17 protein-coding genes and 1 pseudogene are annotated in these 15624 nt (G+C 55.1%); 11 read left to right on the top strand and 7 right to left on the bottom strand.

The window, feature by feature from the left end; translation table 11 throughout:
- Positions 1 to 121: 121 nt before the first annotated feature.
- Together HTIA_RS14365 and HTIA_RS16525 are read left to right on the top strand one after the other, a co-directional pair.
- Positions 122 to 658, top strand: a complete 537-nt coding sequence (locus HTIA_RS14365) for a MarR family winged helix-turn-helix transcriptional regulator (protein WP_008524910.1) — start codon at positions 122 to 124, stop codon at positions 656 to 658.
- 169 nt (positions 659 to 827) lie between these two features.
- Positions 828 to 1271 carry a hypothetical protein gene (locus HTIA_RS16525; protein ID WP_021029715.1) on the top strand — a complete coding sequence of 148 codons (444 nt, stop codon included), beginning with the start codon at positions 828 to 830 and terminating at the stop codon, positions 1269 to 1271.
- A 414-nt stretch (positions 1272 to 1685) separates the two neighbouring features.
- On the opposite strand, the gene HTIA_RS14360 is transcribed toward HTIA_RS16525, so the two are convergent.
- From HTIA_RS14360 to HTIA_RS14340, 5 genes are all read right to left on the bottom strand, one after another.
- A complete protein-coding gene (locus tag HTIA_RS14360; RefSeq protein WP_008524909.1) occupies positions 1686 to 2708 on the bottom strand; it encodes an IS110 family RNA-guided transposase in 1023 nt (340 codons plus the stop codon).
- 384 nt (positions 2709 to 3092) lie between these two features.
- Entirely contained in the window at positions 3093 to 3389 is a 297-nt protein-coding gene (locus HTIA_RS14355) for a DUF3006 domain-containing protein (RefSeq protein ID WP_008524907.1), read from the bottom strand.
- Positions 3389 to 4930 carry a lamin tail domain-containing protein gene (locus HTIA_RS14350; protein WP_008524905.1) on the bottom strand — a complete coding sequence of 514 codons (1542 nt, stop codon included), beginning with the start codon at positions 4928 to 4930 and terminating at the stop codon, positions 3389 to 3391. The genes HTIA_RS14355 and HTIA_RS14350 overlap by 1 nt, the downstream gene beginning before the upstream one ends.
- A 111-nt stretch (positions 4931 to 5041) precedes the next feature.
- The gene (locus HTIA_RS16025) at positions 5042 to 5266 is read right to left on the bottom strand and encodes a hypothetical protein (RefSeq protein WP_008524902.1); all 225 of its coding nucleotides are present in this window, start codon (positions 5264 to 5266) and stop codon (positions 5042 to 5044) included.
- Positions 5267 to 5523: 257 nt separating this feature from the next.
- The gene (locus tag HTIA_RS14340) at positions 5524 to 5865 is read right to left on the bottom strand and encodes a hypothetical protein (protein ID WP_008524900.1); all 342 of its coding nucleotides are present in this window, start codon (positions 5863 to 5865) and stop codon (positions 5524 to 5526) included.
- A gap of 286 nt (positions 5866 to 6151) precedes the next feature.
- Here HTIA_RS14340 and HTIA_RS14335 point away from each other — a divergent pair, with 286 nt between their 5' ends.
- Both HTIA_RS14335 and HTIA_RS14330 read left to right on the top strand, forming a co-directional pair.
- A complete protein-coding gene (locus HTIA_RS14335) occupies positions 6152 to 6385 on the top strand; it encodes a hypothetical protein (protein ID WP_021029714.1) in 234 nt (77 codons plus the stop codon).
- A 1054-nt stretch (positions 6386 to 7439) separates the two neighbouring features.
- The gene (locus tag HTIA_RS14330) at positions 7440 to 8714 is read left to right on the top strand and encodes an orc1/cdc6 family replication initiation protein (RefSeq protein ID WP_394324559.1); all 1275 of its coding nucleotides are present in this window, start codon (positions 7440 to 7442) and stop codon (positions 8712 to 8714) included.
- A 487-nt stretch (positions 8715 to 9201) separates the two neighbouring features.
- Here the strand turns inward: HTIA_RS14330 and HTIA_RS14325 are convergent, their stop codons facing one another.
- Positions 9202 to 9525: a hypothetical protein gene (locus HTIA_RS14325; protein ID WP_008524895.1), complete on the bottom strand. Its 324-nt coding sequence runs from the start codon at positions 9523 to 9525 to the stop codon at positions 9202 to 9204.
- A 502-nt stretch (positions 9526 to 10027) separates the two neighbouring features.
- On the opposite strand from HTIA_RS14325, the pseudogene HTIA_RS14320 reads away from it, so the two are divergent.
- From HTIA_RS14320 to HTIA_RS14300, 5 genes and pseudogenes are all read left to right on the top strand, one after another.
- A pseudogene (locus tag HTIA_RS14320) lies at positions 10028 to 10859 on the top strand (ParA family protein).
- Positions 10852 to 11253 carry a hypothetical protein gene (locus HTIA_RS14315; RefSeq protein WP_008524894.1) on the top strand — a complete coding sequence of 134 codons (402 nt, stop codon included), beginning with the start codon at positions 10852 to 10854 and terminating at the stop codon, positions 11251 to 11253. The pseudogene HTIA_RS14320 and the gene HTIA_RS14315 overlap by 8 nt, the downstream one beginning before the upstream one ends.
- A gap of 190 nt (positions 11254 to 11443) precedes the next feature.
- Positions 11444 to 11812 carry a UPF0175 family protein gene (locus tag HTIA_RS14310; RefSeq protein ID WP_008524893.1) on the top strand — a complete coding sequence of 123 codons (369 nt, stop codon included), beginning with the start codon at positions 11444 to 11446 and terminating at the stop codon, positions 11810 to 11812.
- Positions 11809 to 12315 (top strand): twitching motility protein PilT, encoded by a 507-nt coding sequence (locus HTIA_RS14305; RefSeq protein WP_008524892.1) that lies wholly within the window; start codon positions 11809 to 11811, stop codon positions 12313 to 12315. Before HTIA_RS14310 ends, HTIA_RS14305 begins: the two co-directional genes overlap by 4 nt.
- A 59-nt stretch (positions 12316 to 12374) precedes the next feature.
- Positions 12375 to 13283 (top strand): hypothetical protein, encoded by a 909-nt coding sequence (locus tag HTIA_RS14300; RefSeq protein ID WP_008524891.1) that lies wholly within the window; start codon positions 12375 to 12377, stop codon positions 13281 to 13283.
- Positions 13284 to 13298: 15 nt separating this feature from the next.
- Here HTIA_RS14300 and HTIA_RS14295 read toward each other — a convergent pair whose 3' ends face one another.
- Positions 13299 to 13658, bottom strand: coding sequence for a hypothetical protein (locus HTIA_RS14295; protein ID WP_008524890.1), 360 nt, complete (start codon positions 13656 to 13658; stop codon positions 13299 to 13301).
- A gap of 107 nt (positions 13659 to 13765) precedes the next feature.
- Here HTIA_RS14295 and HTIA_RS14290 point away from each other — a divergent pair, with 107 nt between their 5' ends.
- The gene (locus HTIA_RS14290; protein WP_008524889.1) at positions 13766 to 14737 is read left to right on the top strand and encodes a hypothetical protein; all 972 of its coding nucleotides are present in this window, start codon (positions 13766 to 13768) and stop codon (positions 14735 to 14737) included.
- Positions 14734 to 15621, top strand: coding sequence for an IS1096 element passenger TnpR family protein (locus tag HTIA_RS14285; RefSeq protein ID WP_008524888.1), 888 nt, complete (start codon positions 14734 to 14736; stop codon positions 15619 to 15621). Before HTIA_RS14290 ends, HTIA_RS14285 begins: the two co-directional genes overlap by 4 nt.
- Positions 15622 to 15624: the final 3 nt, after the last annotated feature.

Raw genomic sequence — 15624 nt, 5'->3', positions numbered from 1 at the left:
GAGGGTTTTGAGCGGGAACCGTACAGCACTTTCCAATCGTAACGAGGATTCGGAACGAATTGGAATTTGATTCGAAGGTATCTTCGGTTTCTAAGAGGGTTGATTTGGAAGAGTGTAGTGAATGCCCGACGCTGAGTCGATTAGTGGGTTCCTTCAGAAACGCGGCGCACTCGGCATTCTCACGTTGCTCTCGATGGAAGATGGGCAGCGGTTCAGTGACTTAGACGACCGACTGACGATCAGTTCGTCAACGTTGACTCGGCGGCTCACTGAAGGGCGGGGGTTAGGGCTGGTTGTCCCGGGGATGACGCCGGAGGAGTCCAGTGTGAGCAACGAGTACCGGATTACGACGCGTGGGAAGCGTGTCGCGCGGCGAATGGAGAATCAGGGGCTCATCCATGCTGTGCGGACGATTCTTGATTATCAGCAGAATGTTGAGAATGAGTTGCCGGAGTTACTGGACTGGGTTGACGCGCATACGGAGGAGTTAGCCCGGCTGGATGCCCAGACGCCGTATCAAGACCCGTTTGGCGAGTCAGTTGTTGATCGTGGGGAGGAACCGGAGTATGACGAGGAATTCATGGTCAAGGAGGATCCCGGTCGCGTGGAAACGTGGGGGAGTGAACCCGAAGACGACGAGGAGGACGAGACGGACTAATGCGGAGCTCGAAATTTGGTTCCGGTGAATCCGTATCCCGGGAATTCTGCTAAAGCACGGTTAGTTCGCCGATCCCGTTACTGAAACAACCGGTAGGCAGGCGTGCGGGTCTAACAGTACAGGTTGGGCTTAGCAGAAGATATTTGCTCACCGATAGAGTATGAATTGTATGAACCGTCGAACCCTCCTTGGCCTCTCTGGGGCCGCCCTTGCTGGTCTTGCAGGTTGCAATACCTATCGGAACGAGCAACGAGCTAGGAATCCTCGTTTCGCGTTCGCTGGCGTCATCGTCGAGTCACTCTCGACTGCAGAGCAGTACCAGCCACTTTCAGTCACGGTGAGCGTCGAGAAAGATGGGGCAGAAATATATCAAGACGACCATACAGTTCAGGATGTGGTTCACGGCGAGGCGTTCCGTGTCACCGGAGAATGGGCAGAAGAGCGACTCCCATACTCGGTGACGCTTTCATCTTCGGTTCACGAGCCAACAACACAGACTACGGCGAAACTGGATGCTGATGATGAGCGAGGGAGATTTTCAGGAACGTCGCTCTGGTTTCGGTTCCAACTCACGGCGAACACGATTCTGTTTCGGCCAATGCCCGTGAAATAGGCTGACCACCTTCCTTTCCAGACCGGCCACACCCGTGACGACTGGGAAAGAGTTCGTGCTGTATTGAGCGATACGTGCTTTCCCTATATTGATCAATTGGGGATGGCTGTTTCTGGAAGTTGCTCCGTGCAAGATACGCGCGCTGTATCTTGCACGGAAATCTTGACAAAAGTCGGATAGACTGGCCGTGCAAAGCTTTCTATGACATCGCTGAGAATCCCGCTATCTGAACAAACCACGTCGAGATGCTTAGATTTTCTGGGTGAGCATGTCCCGAGCGGTCCTACGAGAGAAAAGCCACACCAAGCAGTCCGATCAGGCGTCTCCACATCCGCCGTGCGGGGGCATCTTCACACGACACACCAGCCGCTCATCGTGCGCTGGCCCGCCCAAAGAGAGACGCCTCGGCGTCTCTCAGGCGCTCACCTCCGGTGGGTCATATGGTTCGTTTTTCCTGAGCATGTTGAACAACGCCACTAACAGCTTCCGCGCTGTTGCCACGATCGCTACCTTGTGCGGTTTGTTTCGCTTGTTCCGTAACCGCCAGTAGAACTGACTCAGGTACGGATCCTTCACGTTGTGTACAGCAACATTCGCACATTGGACGAGGATCCAGCGTAAGTTTCCGTTGCCTTCCTTGCTGATTGCTCCTTCTCTCCGCGAGTCGCCAGACTCGCGGATTACAGGATCTAATCCGGCGTAACTCACTACCTCGGCGGCACGATCAAACCGCTCTACCTCGCCGATCTCGCTGTGAATCATCAAACCGGAATACGACGCAATTCCCGGAACTGTCATCAGCAAATCTACTTCTTCAACATCTACCGCCACTTCCTCAATCTTCGCTTGAATCTCAGTAATCTTCTCCGTGAACTCATCAATCGCTTCTAACCACTGCTCCAACAACAGCTGTGACGGCTCTCCAAGCGTGAGTTCGTCCAAGAACTCACGCCCTTCATCCGTCCACAACGATCCATCGTACGTGATTCCGTTCCGGTCGAGCAACGAGTTCACCTCGTTCTTGAAGTCGTTGCGTTTGTCAACGAACTTCTTGCGACCGCGCGCAAGCGCGCGGTAGCGCCGATACTCTTCGGGTGGGACGTAGCTCTCTGGCACGTCGTTCAACCGGAGATACCGTGCCAGATTCTTTGCATCCTTCCGGTCACTCTTCTGGCGCTGAGTAGCGAGCCAATCGGCCTTGGCCGGATTGGCGAGCGTCACATCAACGTACTGTTCCAACTCGTCGTAGATGGTGAAATGGTTGCTTCCCGCTTCGAGCGCCGCTTCGCTCCCTTCGTACTTCTGTGCAAGTTCGTCGAGGTCCGCGTTGGCGACGCGGACCTCTTCGACGAGTTCGCCTTCCTCGTCCATAACAGCGACGTAGGCGTCTGTTTTGTGGACATCGATGCCCAGGTAGTGATCCGTTGTCGTGGACATGGTTCCCTCTGGAGTCCTGGATACGTGAAGCGGAACGACATCGCTCCGGGCTTGCGGCCACGGCCGACCGGGGTCGGCCGGGCCGCGATCCCAATTCTCCTGTTCCTTCGCATCCCAGGTCTGTCACGCTCCCGTCTTCCAAGAGACGTGTCATAGATCGACCTTGGTGACTCCATTTCGTACTTCACACTCCAGGCTTTTCAGCGGGATTCTCATGGAGTCACGCCCGTCCCGAAACGAACATTCTCAGCGCTACTAGCAACCTGCTTCCCAAGAGCGAATCCTCGATTTTCGGTAATTCGGTCCTCGATGCCGACAGAATGTCGGAACACTTGTTCTTCACCGGAAGGGCAGAAGGCACACTTTCAAAGGCAGCGACCACTCTCACGTCGAGCCCGAGTCGTCTTCACTGGTGGGTGGCCGTTGTGACAGCGAATCGAATCGACGCTGGGCCCGCTCCGAACGGCTCTCTGTCTCGTCTGCTTCGTAGGCGATCTCCTGTATCCCACCGTCCTCAAGTTCGATAGTCAGCACGGCATCGACGTGGCGTCCGTCTTCGGGCAATCGGTCTTTGTCTAGGACGATTTCGTCGATCGTCTCGCCGTCGGCTTCGAGCAACACCACGGCCCGGTCCGCTTCGAATCGATCAACGACCCCGGTGAAGGTTCCATCAGCCGCCATTAGTATTCCTCCGTGAGTACGGGCGTGCCTTCGTCATCGTGGACGAAGACGGTATCGCCGGCGTTGTTCCAGATCGGGCTTCCGGAACCCCAGTAGAGGTCCGTCGCCGAGTCCGTCCCGCTCCCGGTGTGCAGCGTCACCTGGGCACCGGGATCGAGTGTGAAGCCGCTCGGGAACGTATACGTGTGATCGGCTGCATCATCAACCGTCCACCCGGAGAGATCGAGAGCCTCGTCACCCGTGTTCTCGAAGACGACGTACTCGTCGTTGAGGTTCTCCCGTTCGGTTCCCTGAGCGTCTTCGTGAATCTCGGCGATCGCGAGTGTCCCACTCTCAGTAGCCGTCGGCGTGGCCGTTGCTGTCGGTGTCTCAGTGGCGGTCGGCGTCGTCGTCGCTGTAGGCGTCTCTGTTGCCGTGGGCGTCGTCGATCCACCGTCAGTTGCCACGGGCGTCGTCACCGTGCCCGTCGTCGAGACGATCGTGCGGTCTTCGAGTGGGTCAGTATTCCCGGGCTCGACCGGGCTGCCGTCACGAAGGTCGAGCGGTGACGTCGGGGCCACAGCTTGGGTGGCAACCGTGAGCGCCGAACCGTTCGTTCGCAGCTGGATATTCCCGTGAGTCGCCGTCCAGTACGTGCGGATTGACCGCTCGGCGAGGCGCTGAAGGACGGCTTCGTCGGGGTGGCCGTACTGCGAGTCGTACGCGCTGGAGATGACGGCGATCTGTGGTGCGGTCGTATCGAGGAACGCGTCGCCAGTACTAGACTGACTACCGTGGTGGCCGGCTGCGAGGACGGACACGTTGAGTGCGTCGCCGTATTCAGTCCGGAGATATTCCTCGCTGGCGGTCTCACCGTCGCCGGGTAACAGCATGCTGGTCTTCCCAAAGGCAAGTCGCATGACGAGGCTGTTCTCGTTGCGGTCGCCATTGGCGATGTAGTCTTCAGGCGGGGCGAGAACCTGGGCATTGACGTTCTTGAGCGGGATCTCGTCGCCGGCACGGGTCTGATAGAGGGTGACGTTGTAGTCTTCGATCGCGTCAAGATAGCGTTCATAGGTATTCGACGTCGAGGTGATCCCGGGATCATACACGGCGCCGATACCTTCGCCTTCGGTCTCAAAGTATTCGATGACAGCCGCGTGGCCGCCGATGTGGTCGGCGTCAGCATGGGAGGTGACGAGGTAGTCGAGGCCGTCGATATCGAGCTGGCGAAGATAATCGAGGACAATCTCACCATCATCGCGCCAGTCACCGGAATCAATTAGCATCGTCTCGCCGGTCGGCCCGACGACGAGGGTCGCCGAGCCCTGGCCAACGTTGAGATAGTGGACCGACAGCGTACCGTCGGGGTCGGTCGGAGTGGTGGACGATGTCTCGCCGGGCGTAGTCGCTGGGCTGGCCGTCGGCGTAGTGGCGTCGGTGAGTGTCGTCGTCTCGATCAGGGTCTCTGCAGGCGTGGCGTCCGTCGTCGTCCCACTGCAGCCGGCTAGTGCCAGCAGGACTCCGACGACGAGAACCACGAGAAGACGTCTGCCATCCATATGTTCACGGACGGGCGACGGTCGGATAGGTGTGCCGGCGGGACGATCGGATTCGTGTGGATTCGGCTTACCGACCACGATGCCGAATCGTCCGGTAGTGCGAGCGTGTAGCTACCGTTCGCGACCGTCAGCTGGGCCGTGCCAAGTGGGGTCGAGTTGGGTTTGAATCGCGTCACGGTGTATTCCGTTCTGGGCAGCGAAGTGATCGGCGAGGTTCCTGGCGCGTTCGGCGCGTGGCGGTTTCCGGCCGCAGTAGGTGAGCTCTTCAGCAAGTTCGTCAAGCGCCTGGACGATTATCAGCCAATCCTGGGGGTGGAGATCGTCTGTCGGTGGCATGGCGAGAGTGGACGCGCCATAGTATTTGAAGGCGCGGCCGAAGATATCTTAGGAACTTGTAGATTCTATACTTTGCATCTGGTGCTCTCAACTGAGAGCTCACAGCTGGTTGCTGTTTGAATCGATCGCAGGAGCAAATCATCGAGGAACGACTGGTAGTGCTAGATGAGCGTTCATCATCGGCTAGTGATTGAGTATGGCCTCAACTCCCTCTGCCGTCCAACTCTTCTGTGAACCATTACAGGCCGTGGAGGATATCAACCTTCGACAGGGCCTTTGTAGTCCCAGACGAGTTTGCCTCCCTGACGCGAAACCTCGTAGCGATACGGGCCATGCTTTGTTTCCGGACACTTTGTACAGGCATCCTTCCCACAATCCACGCGCTTTATTACTGTCGTAGTGCCGCCACTCTCATCCACTTCTTCAATCTCTTCTCCGTCGTCTGCTTCGATATCCTCGGCAGAAACAGCTTCACGGTACTCAATCAACTGGTCGATCCAAGCCTGGAGATCTCGCAACGATTCGTTGCTCTGTTTCGGGATGCCCTCGACGATGTACTTCGGCAGTGAATCGGGAGCGGTGGGGAGTTCTGAACTCATCTCTCGGGTCTTACCTAACAGACTCGTGCCGAAAATCCATTAATGTTAGGTAAGACTCTGTAGAGGGGTCCAAGGAATTATACATAGAACACATCACAAATCATCAAAATGCATGGAATGACACTGTATAGAGGAAGGGATTTTGGCGAATTAGTGCCTCAAACCAGAGATACCAGAATCGAAGCGAACAGCTCTGTTGAAATCCTTATTCTCGTCTGAAACGGGCGATCGCTGAAGAGTGCGTATTGAACGAAGGTTTATCAGGTGAAGCAACCATCAATCATCTGTGGCTACAGACAATCGGCAGTCGGATAGTCTCTCCTTGGTCAGACCGCAGTTACTCCTGTCGTTAGTTGTGCTTGCCGCGCTCGCAATCGCTATCGACCTCTCAGGTCTATTGAACTTGTTCGGGGTTGAGACAATTACCGACGCGATTCCGCCGTTCGTGGGGATGGTTCTTGGAGGGTATCTGGGAATCGCTATTGCCGACCGATTCGGCCCTCCGAACGCCGGTAAATAGTTCGCCTGTACTGATCGATTCACGAACTCCGTGGAGATCTTACTATGAGACGCTCCCGACAATTATTAACCAACGGAAAGCGTCCATCGCGGGGAAATGTTGGTTAAACTCGAAACCGTAAAGCACGATGACGGCACAGTACAGCTGTCCTATGGCAAATATGGAGATACCCCTCTATCGATGTGTTCCAACAGAGTGTAGGGGAACACAGATTCTCAAGCCATACCAAAATTGAGGAGAAAATCGAGCAAAGCTAACTCGAAAAGACAGACACACCTCTATCGATGTGTTCAGGCCAGGCTAATACAATAGCACAAGAAATGTTGAGCAGACTGAAGCAGAGTGATCAAACGAGAATACGAGAGATATCAAGCAATAGAAGATCTGTAGACACAAGATAGCAATATTATGATGGATATTCAAATTGGACACAAAGAATAGGAAATAGAAGCCAAGCGAACACATCGAACACATCGATAGAGGTGTGTGTGTGAGTGTCTCTTCTAGTAAGCTAGAAGAAGAATGAAGAAAAGAATCCAACCCAATCACATTGATACCTCATAGAAATCAGGTTCAGACTCTCTAACCTGAATTCTGTTAATCGAAGACTCGCTATCGTCAATTTAGTTTTCGTTTCCTTATTTTGAAGCCCCCCCCACACCGGTAGCTACGAACACTTCGATAGAGGGGTGTGTCTCTCACCCATTCTTTCTGAATCTCTTCCTGAAACATATCGTTATCCCTCTTCGGAAAACTACCGTAAAACTATCTTAGACCGCTCTAATCCTAAGTGTCATCAACTGAATCCCTAAATCACACATCGACAAAGGTGGGAAGATTTTTAGTCCCTGCTTGTGTTGCCGCCCACATGGGTACTCACGAATCCGACGGTTCCAGCACTGATCAGGAATCATCGGAGAAGGAGATCTCAACGCAAGCGGACCTTTCAACGGAACCTCCTGACACGGACCCGACCGCGGAATCTCCCGATAGTCCGCCGTTTGGCGAGCCACTCAATACGAAACAAGATTCAGGGTCGCAGTCTATCGAGGACATGCTTCTAGAGTTCGACGAACAAGAAGGGCTCATCCGTGATCGGTCACTCCTTGATCCGAACTATGTCGTTGTTGAGGACCGCATCGTCGGTCGCGATGAACAACTCCAAAAAGTCACAAAGATGCTTCGCGTCGCGCTTGGGGACAATCGGCCCCCGAACCTCTTCCTCTATGGGCCCTCCGGGACTGGAAAGTCACTCATCACGAAGGCTGTCTGCAAGAACATCAGTCGGCTCTGTGGTTCCCGGGATATCGAGTTCGGCACGATCGAAGTCAACTGCCAGGATCTCGATACGCTCGGCGTCGCAGTCTACGAACTCGCTCAACAAGCCGCGACTGAGGCCGGTGTTGACGTCGAAGTCCCAAAACACGGTGTGGCGACCAAAGAGAAATGGGACGAACTCTACCGCATCGTCAACGAAAATTTCGATTCCGTCGTCTTCGTTCTCGACGAACTGGACATGCTCGTCGGTCGCCGCGATAAGCAGGATCCTGCGTTTTCCCGACTGCTCTACCAGCTGTCGCGGGCCGGTGCCGACGACGATATCACTGCGCACATCTCCGTGGTTGCCATCTCGAACGACACGAAGATGATGGAATCTGTCGGCAGTCGTGCACTGAGCTCGTTCACGCCCGAGGACGTCCACTTCGACGATTACGACGCGAACCAACTCCAAGCGATCCTTCGTCGCCGCCAAGACGCCTTCCACGACGGCGTCGTCGGGGAGGAAGTCATTCCGCTGGCAGCGGCGTTCGCCGCCCAGACGCACGGTGACGCACGGAAAGCGATCGACCTGATGCGAGTCGCTGGTGAACTTGCCGAACGCGAAGGCGACGAGCGCGTTCGCGAACAACACGTTCGGGAAGCCCAGGACAAAGTCGAGAAGAACCGCGTCCTTGAGGTCGTTCGCGGTATCACCACACAGAAGAAACTCTGCCTGTACGCGACGGCGGCTGTCGCTGTCGAGACGAATGACGGGACGGCCCGAAGTACGACTGGCTATCGGGTGTATCAGTACCTGACTGACTCGATCGAGGCGGACCAATATCAACAGGAGTCGTACGTGAACAAGATGAAGGAGTTGACGACGTATTCTCTCGTGGACTTCGAGCGACGGAGCCACGGCCCCAGTTCCGGGATGTTTCTCGAATTCCAGTTCGGCGAACGGCCGGAAACCATCTTGGAGACTCTACGTGAGGACTCCCGTCTTGAGAGGGTCTCGGAGAGTGAGGTCACCTCGGTGGTACGAGCCCAGACGCGAAACGAAACTTGACTAGGCCTCAATTGCTTTCGATCGAGAACGCTGGGGACACCCCTCTATCGATGTGTATCTGAGAGGTGTTTGCATGGATTGCCGTCGTAGTCGGTTTCACCTCTAGTAACGTTCTGCCACCGTTCACTATCAGTTTGCTTGTTATGACACACCTCTATCGAAGTGTATTCGGACGGGAAAACACTCGAAACAGCTGAAAAATTCAATTCAATATATTCTGGTCTGGTTCCCACTATTTCGGTTTTTTCGTTAGCTTTACTCGAAACTCAATCCTCGATTGGTTCTCCGCGGGATTTCGCTATCGAAATGGTTTTGTATTGCTGTATGAAGGGGGACACACCTTTATCGATGTGTTCGCTATTGGCCTGGCGAGGTAACCGAGGTCCGCTCTACAGACGGAACAGACCGAATGCCTCGGGGTCGTACGAAAATCGATGCAGTGAAGACGAGCATCGGAGATTCTCGAATCAATTGACCCCCAGTCGGCTCACTCGTCTGAATTAACCGGCCCTTTGTATTTGGAAGTCACCGTATCCCCCTCTCGCCACTGCCAGTAGTAGTAGCGGTTGTCGTTGATCTCTTTGATTGTGATCGTGGCTTTCGACGGTACGTCATCCGGAAGGTCATCCGGTCGTTCGTCGATCTCGTCGTCATTCGATTCATTTTCGAGGCGCGCTTCACGAGCTTTGTACTCTGCCAATTCTCTGGAGTAGCGGGCGACATGCTGGAGCTGGTCTGGGGAGTAGCCGTTGAGCGTGTTGACGATCTCTGTCGGTAGTTCCGCCGGCGGCGTCGGGGGTTCGTAGGACATTTGCGTCACCCTTTATTAACCAACATTGTGGCCACAGGCAAAGTTTTGTTGGTTAACTAAGCAGCTGAGCTCGAAAGAAATGTAGTTGCAGCTTAAAGTTGTGAATACCGTCTATGGCATTTATGAAATAATACATCTTAGAGATCTATGGATGGGAGAGAAGCATCACTCTTGCAAGTGACGCAATCGTTAGATTACGATTTGTTCGTTCACGTGTATCCATGGTCTGGTGAAATTGTGGATGCCGGAGCTCGTCTCCTGAGCATGTTCACTGAATCTATTCTAACTATTTCGGAGTAGTAGTCTATTTTAGAGTAGAGTATTGTTTTAGAATAGAAAACTATTCATACTATTCACCACAGAGTTAAGTTGAGAGGGGTTGATATTGCTGAATAGTATGAGTGGTTCAGATAGCAAGAATCGCATAGATAGGACGAATAGCCCGAATAGCCCATATAATTCGGTACAGACCGATGGGAACTCTCGGGCTGTTTCGGTATGTATGCTGAAGGGAGGCGTCGGCAAATCGACGATCGCTGTCAACCTCGCTCGACAGCTGGCCGCACAGGATCACGATGTGCTCCTCATTGACCTTGACCCGAACGGCCATGCCTCCGTCGGCTTAGGCTTTGATGACCAGTATCACAATACCGAGGAAACCATCGGCGACGTCTTCTTCGACGATGCTGACCCGACTTCTGTTGTCTACGATACCAGCTACGAGTTCGATATTCTCCCGTCCAGCGAGGACTTAGAACAGGTCGAGCGGGAAATCGTCGTCGGCGACGTGTTCCAACCTTCTGCGCTGCTCAAACGGGAAGTAGTAGATCCACTCCTCGGGGACACGTATGATTATATCGTCACGGATTCGCCGGCGTACCGATCCCGACTCACGGACAACGCGCTCGTCGCGACGGCGAACTTGGTGCTTCCGCTCGCCCCGGGGAACGAGGCGATGGCCGGCTTGGAGCGAACCATCGAGCGACAGATCTCCCCGCTTCGGGAGCATATGGACGTCGATGTCCTGTCGCTGGTTCCGAATATGTTGAGTAGCCGTATTGACCAGCAGACTCAAGATCGACAGCTCCTCGAACGTCTCAACTCGCACGATAACCTTCAGGACCGTATCCCGAATTTCGCGCGGATCACGGACTGGGAGGCTGTCGATGCTGGCGACCTCAAACCCTCACCGGGCATACGGGACCGAACCAGCATCACAAAAGCCTATGGCGAGCGAACCCCTGCTGGACTACGACCCTGACTGTGACCAGTTGCAGTGTTTCGACGAGTTGGCGCACATCGTCGAGGCCGGGGAGGTGGTCCGCCATGGCTGACGACGATCCGTTTGCCGACCTCGGAGAGACACTCGAAGATGAACCGGATGCCGAATCCCAGGATACGGATGACGCGTCTGAATCGGGGGGTTACGCGGAGACGCCTTCTCAGGAACCCGTCGAACGACGAAACCCGATGACAGATTCAGCGTTCAGCTATGAGGCCGCCAAACAGCGCCCTTTCTACGCCCGAGAGGCTACGATTGAGGACTTCGATTCCTGGCTGAAGTACGAACTGGAACGCGAGCTCAACCAGCAGGGCTACCAGAACATCGTCGTTCGGGAGATGACTGATGCCCTCTTACGAACTGTCGTGGAGGAAGACCTCGTGGACGAAGTGGCCGAACGGTTCGAACAAGCCCGCGAATCTGCTTCTTCAAAATCGACTGAATAGCGTACTATTCCAAAATAGAATACTATTCTACAATACCCCAACAGCAACCTCAGAAGAGTCTGATTCCGCCTCTATACGGTGAACTCAGTTGAGACCGCCGGCTCACAGTAGTTGAGACTGGTCGTCTCAATGCATATGGCATCCCGACGTAGTTCATAAATAGTATGAAGACGTAGTCTCGGATAGAACGATGGCACGAATTACCGGCTCCTACCCAGACGATCTCGACCTCCTCATTGAGGGGGCCGTCGAGGCTGGTGTGTTCGGGGGCAAGAGCGATGCGTTACGCGAGTTCGTGCGTGAATACTTCGAGGACCACGAGAACGAACGGATTGCAGCTGCGGTCGCCCTCTACGAACGCGAGCGGATCACACTCGGTGATGCTGCGAGACTCGCTGATGTCGATCGCTGGACGATGCGTGACATCCTCCGTGAGCACGGTGTTGCACTTCGACTCGGGCTTGTTGACGAAGACGACGCAGCCGACGAGATAGAGGCAGCACGTGAACTCGAATTCGATGATAGGGACTCGTCTGATGAGGAGCCCCATGTTAAATGATCGGTGACGATCTCTCAGCGAACCCGAGTGTCTTGAACACGACTGTTCTCTCGAACTTTGCGTACATCGATCAGCTGTGGGTAGTTGCTTCCCTCTCTGGAATCTGTACAGTACCAGTCGTTCGTGAGGAACTCAAACGCGGCGTTGATAACCACCCATATCTCCAGGAAGCACTCGATACGCTTGATGACGAAATCCCAGTCGCGACGATTTCGGATACTGTCGCAAACAGAGAAGCCGTTGTTGGTGGGCATCTCGACCCCGGGGAAGCACAGGCGTTCGCCCTCGCCGACGCACACGACGGTCGGCTGCTGACAGACGACGGAGATGCCCGATCGTTTGCGAAAGACCACGGCGTGACCGTTGTCGGGTCGGTTGGCGTTCTGTTGGCTGCAATCGATGCTGGGACAATCGATGAAGCCACTGCTGACGGGTGGCTATCGACGTGGATCGACGAGATTGGCTACTACGTCCCGTATCGAACGATTTCGGAGTATCGATGACGGGCTTGCTCGGAGTTCGAAACGCCTGACTAGTGTGACTGTGAACACGTCTACTATCAATGAGTGAAGCCGACAGACGACTATCTGAAGAGAGCGAGCAACGGTTTCTGGACCTGTACGCCCATCTGTTAGTGTATGTCAACGACCGCTTCGAGGTCATCGAAGAGATCGAAACGGTCGCTGATCTTGAACAGCATTACACTGATGAGCTCCTCCCACTCCGAAACACACTGTACAGCGACTCGACATCGGATCTGATAGAGGACTTCGTTGAAGAGAACCCTCCCGGCCTGTCGGAGGCTGATCTCGAACAAGTCGCAGCGTGGACTGACTTCGTCGCCGGTGAGTTCGTCGTCGTCCGCTATCGCGAGAACGATGCGATCTTCCTCGATTGGACTGAACCGCCGCAAGCATATGCAGTCCGCCCGGCTCGGCTTCCGTTCGCCGAGCTGTGGGACGAGTCGGCACTTCCAGTGCCGGTTTCGAGTGTCGTGCTGTTGCCGTTCGAAGGCGAAATCGTCTATGATGGATGGATCGGTGTCAAGAACATCATTTTCGGGGGCTCGCTCAGTACTGACATCGACGACGAATACGAGGAGGCCAAACATCGCTTCGGCATTATCGACTCGCTTCCAGCACCCGAGGAAGACGAAAAGACGGACGCCGAGGAGTTGCGCTTCTACATGAAGAACAAGCGCAACCGAGAACGATACGCGTCGGAGATCGAGCAGTTGCGGGAGAAAACCGACGAACTGGAGCGGATTTACCATCAAGAGATGGGGAAAGCCCGTGCCCGAAGCTTGGGACGTGAACTACGCGAGTTAGGCCTTAACGAAGCCTATGTAGCAATCTACGACGATCGAATTATCACCAGTGCACCCTCTGAATCCGAGGTTCGCGAGCTACTCGAAGAGATTATGCCCGCTGGGAAAGCTGATCACCCCTACGTCTACCACTTCGACCCCTGAACGAGAATCAATAGCTTACGACTGGAGTTGCGTGACAGTCGATGCGATTTCGCTTTTTGTCGGTTCGCTTGAGAACTCGAATACTCTGTCTCCGACACCGAAGGCGTATCTCCGGTAGGAGACGTCGACGTGAATCCAGCATTCGACATCGCTGTCTGTCGCCTCATATTCGGCTTTACTTGTATTCTCTCCGTGCTTCAGCACGTCGAGCAGGTACTCTTCGATACGTGGCGCATTCGCGATCCGCAAGAGATGGTCGGCAGCGACGTTGTCTAACACGTCTGCTGGGGTTCCGTATCCGTCGCCGACGAGATAGAACTCGTCGTCGTACTCGTGTGACCCGACCTGAACACGGAGTGCGTACGTTTCAGCCATATCAGTGGTTTCGACGAGCCACGTATCAGACTGTCTATTGAAGAGACGATCCGCCAGTAGCCGCGTCGTGAACAAGATTTAGTCGGGATGGCTCGCAACCTCTGTATATGTCTTTCACCGCCAGCTGGCACACGCTTCTCGACGAACTCGACGACCTTCCCGAGAGCGCGACGCTCATCACGCCGCTCTCCCATCAGCGATTTCGTATTACTGACGTGCAGGACGCTCGCGTCATCATTCAGTTCGAAGATAGAGACGAGACGCGACCACTCCAGCGCGACCAGTTCGAAACGCTCTATCGACGAATCGAGGACGCCCCTGACGGGTTTAACCTTGACCGTCTCCCGCCGGATGCCGACCCATACCCGGCGGTGTGGAGTGTCCATCCACGATTCGAGGTCGATGAGGATGCTGGCGTCATTACCCGATCAGAGATCGCGACGGCGACGCAGGTAGTCGACGCAGAACAGGAACCTACGGACGAGGACCGAACTGAACCCGACGGACTGGATGTCTACTCGGACGCGCTCCTCCTCATCGATGCACTCGAACGTCACGAAGTGACTGATCTCCCTGAATTGGAGACGAACGCGCTGGTGAACCTCTATACGCTGCTCTCGGATGTCCAGCGAGATGCGAACGACTTTCGGCAGGAAGTCGCGGATGTTCTTCTTGTTCGACTCCATCACGACCGCCCCGTCTCCGGGCAGTACGGCTCTGTCCAGCGGACGAGTCGCCGCAATCGCTCGCTCAAAGACGACGAGGAGGTACTGGAACGCCTCGAGAACGCTGGCATCGACCGTGAACGTGTGCTGAGCGTCGACCGCTCGAAAGTCGATGAAGCACTCGAAGTGACCACTCTCTCTGAATCGGATGTCTACGACATCGAGGAAAGCGAGTACGTCCGGAAAGCAGAGGTCGATGAAGACGTGAAAGAATCGCGGCTCCAGGGGTTGAAAGACCGTCTCGCCGCCAGTGACGACGACGAAGCTGAACAACTTCGAGACGAGATCGAAGACCTAGAGCAGCGTATCGACGACCTCACGAGCTTCCGCACGGGTACGGAGATGCAAAGATGACTGCCTACCGATTTCGCGTCAAGTTCGACCCCGATCCGACATCCCTGTGGCGAGATATCGTCGTCGGCGCAGACAGAACGATAGCTGAATTCCAATCAGCAATCAACCCCGCATTCGGGCTCGATCAGGGGCATCTCTGGTTTGTCGGCGACGACGAGGACTACTGGGACAGCGCAATCAAATACCAGTGCCAGCAGGAGTATGAGGAATCACTTGGTGGCGATCCGGTATTACGTACCGTGCGGATCGAGAACGCGGGTGATGTGACGATCGGTGAGATGACTCGTCAACTCGGTCTCGAACAGTACGACCGCATCTGCTATCTCTACGACTACGGCGACGAGTGGCGCTTCTACGCTATCCTGAAAGAGATTCTCAGCGATGAACCGAGTGACACAGAGCCTACAGTCGGGAAAGAGAAAGGCGATCCGATCGACGATCAGTACGAGCTGTCGGGGGCCGATGAGAGCGACCCTCTTCTGCCTGATCCGCTGTATTCTGTACTGCCAGAGACCGCTGTGCCCGTTGCGGACCTCCGTGAACTGGAGGAGCACGAGGATATCGTCCACGTTCTTCCGTTACTCAGCATCGAAACCGGGTTCGGAGCAGTCTGCGAGCGGTTCGCGATTCAGTTCAAGGAGACAGGATACGTCCTCGAAAACTTTCAGCCGGGGTGGCAGGTCGTCGAGGAAATTGATGGAGCAGACAAGACGGAGGAAGAACTCCTCGCGGCCCTTGCGGACGCAGTCCGCGAGTGGCACGCTGAAATCGCGGAGATGTCGGGAGCGATGACGGGTCAGCACTTCGGCGAGGAGACCGTCGAAGCGATGCACGTCGAACTGGAAGCCGAACTCGAACGCAAAGGGTACGGCCACTTGTTGTAGTAG

Source organism: Halorhabdus tiamatea SARL4B (assembly GCF_000470655.1).
In the GTDB taxonomy this organism is placed as follows: domain Archaea; phylum Halobacteriota; class Halobacteria; order Halobacteriales; family Haloarculaceae; genus Halorhabdus; species Halorhabdus tiamatea.
Note: the sequence above shows the minus strand (reverse complement) of the source record. Positions and strands in the feature narration are given on the sequence as shown.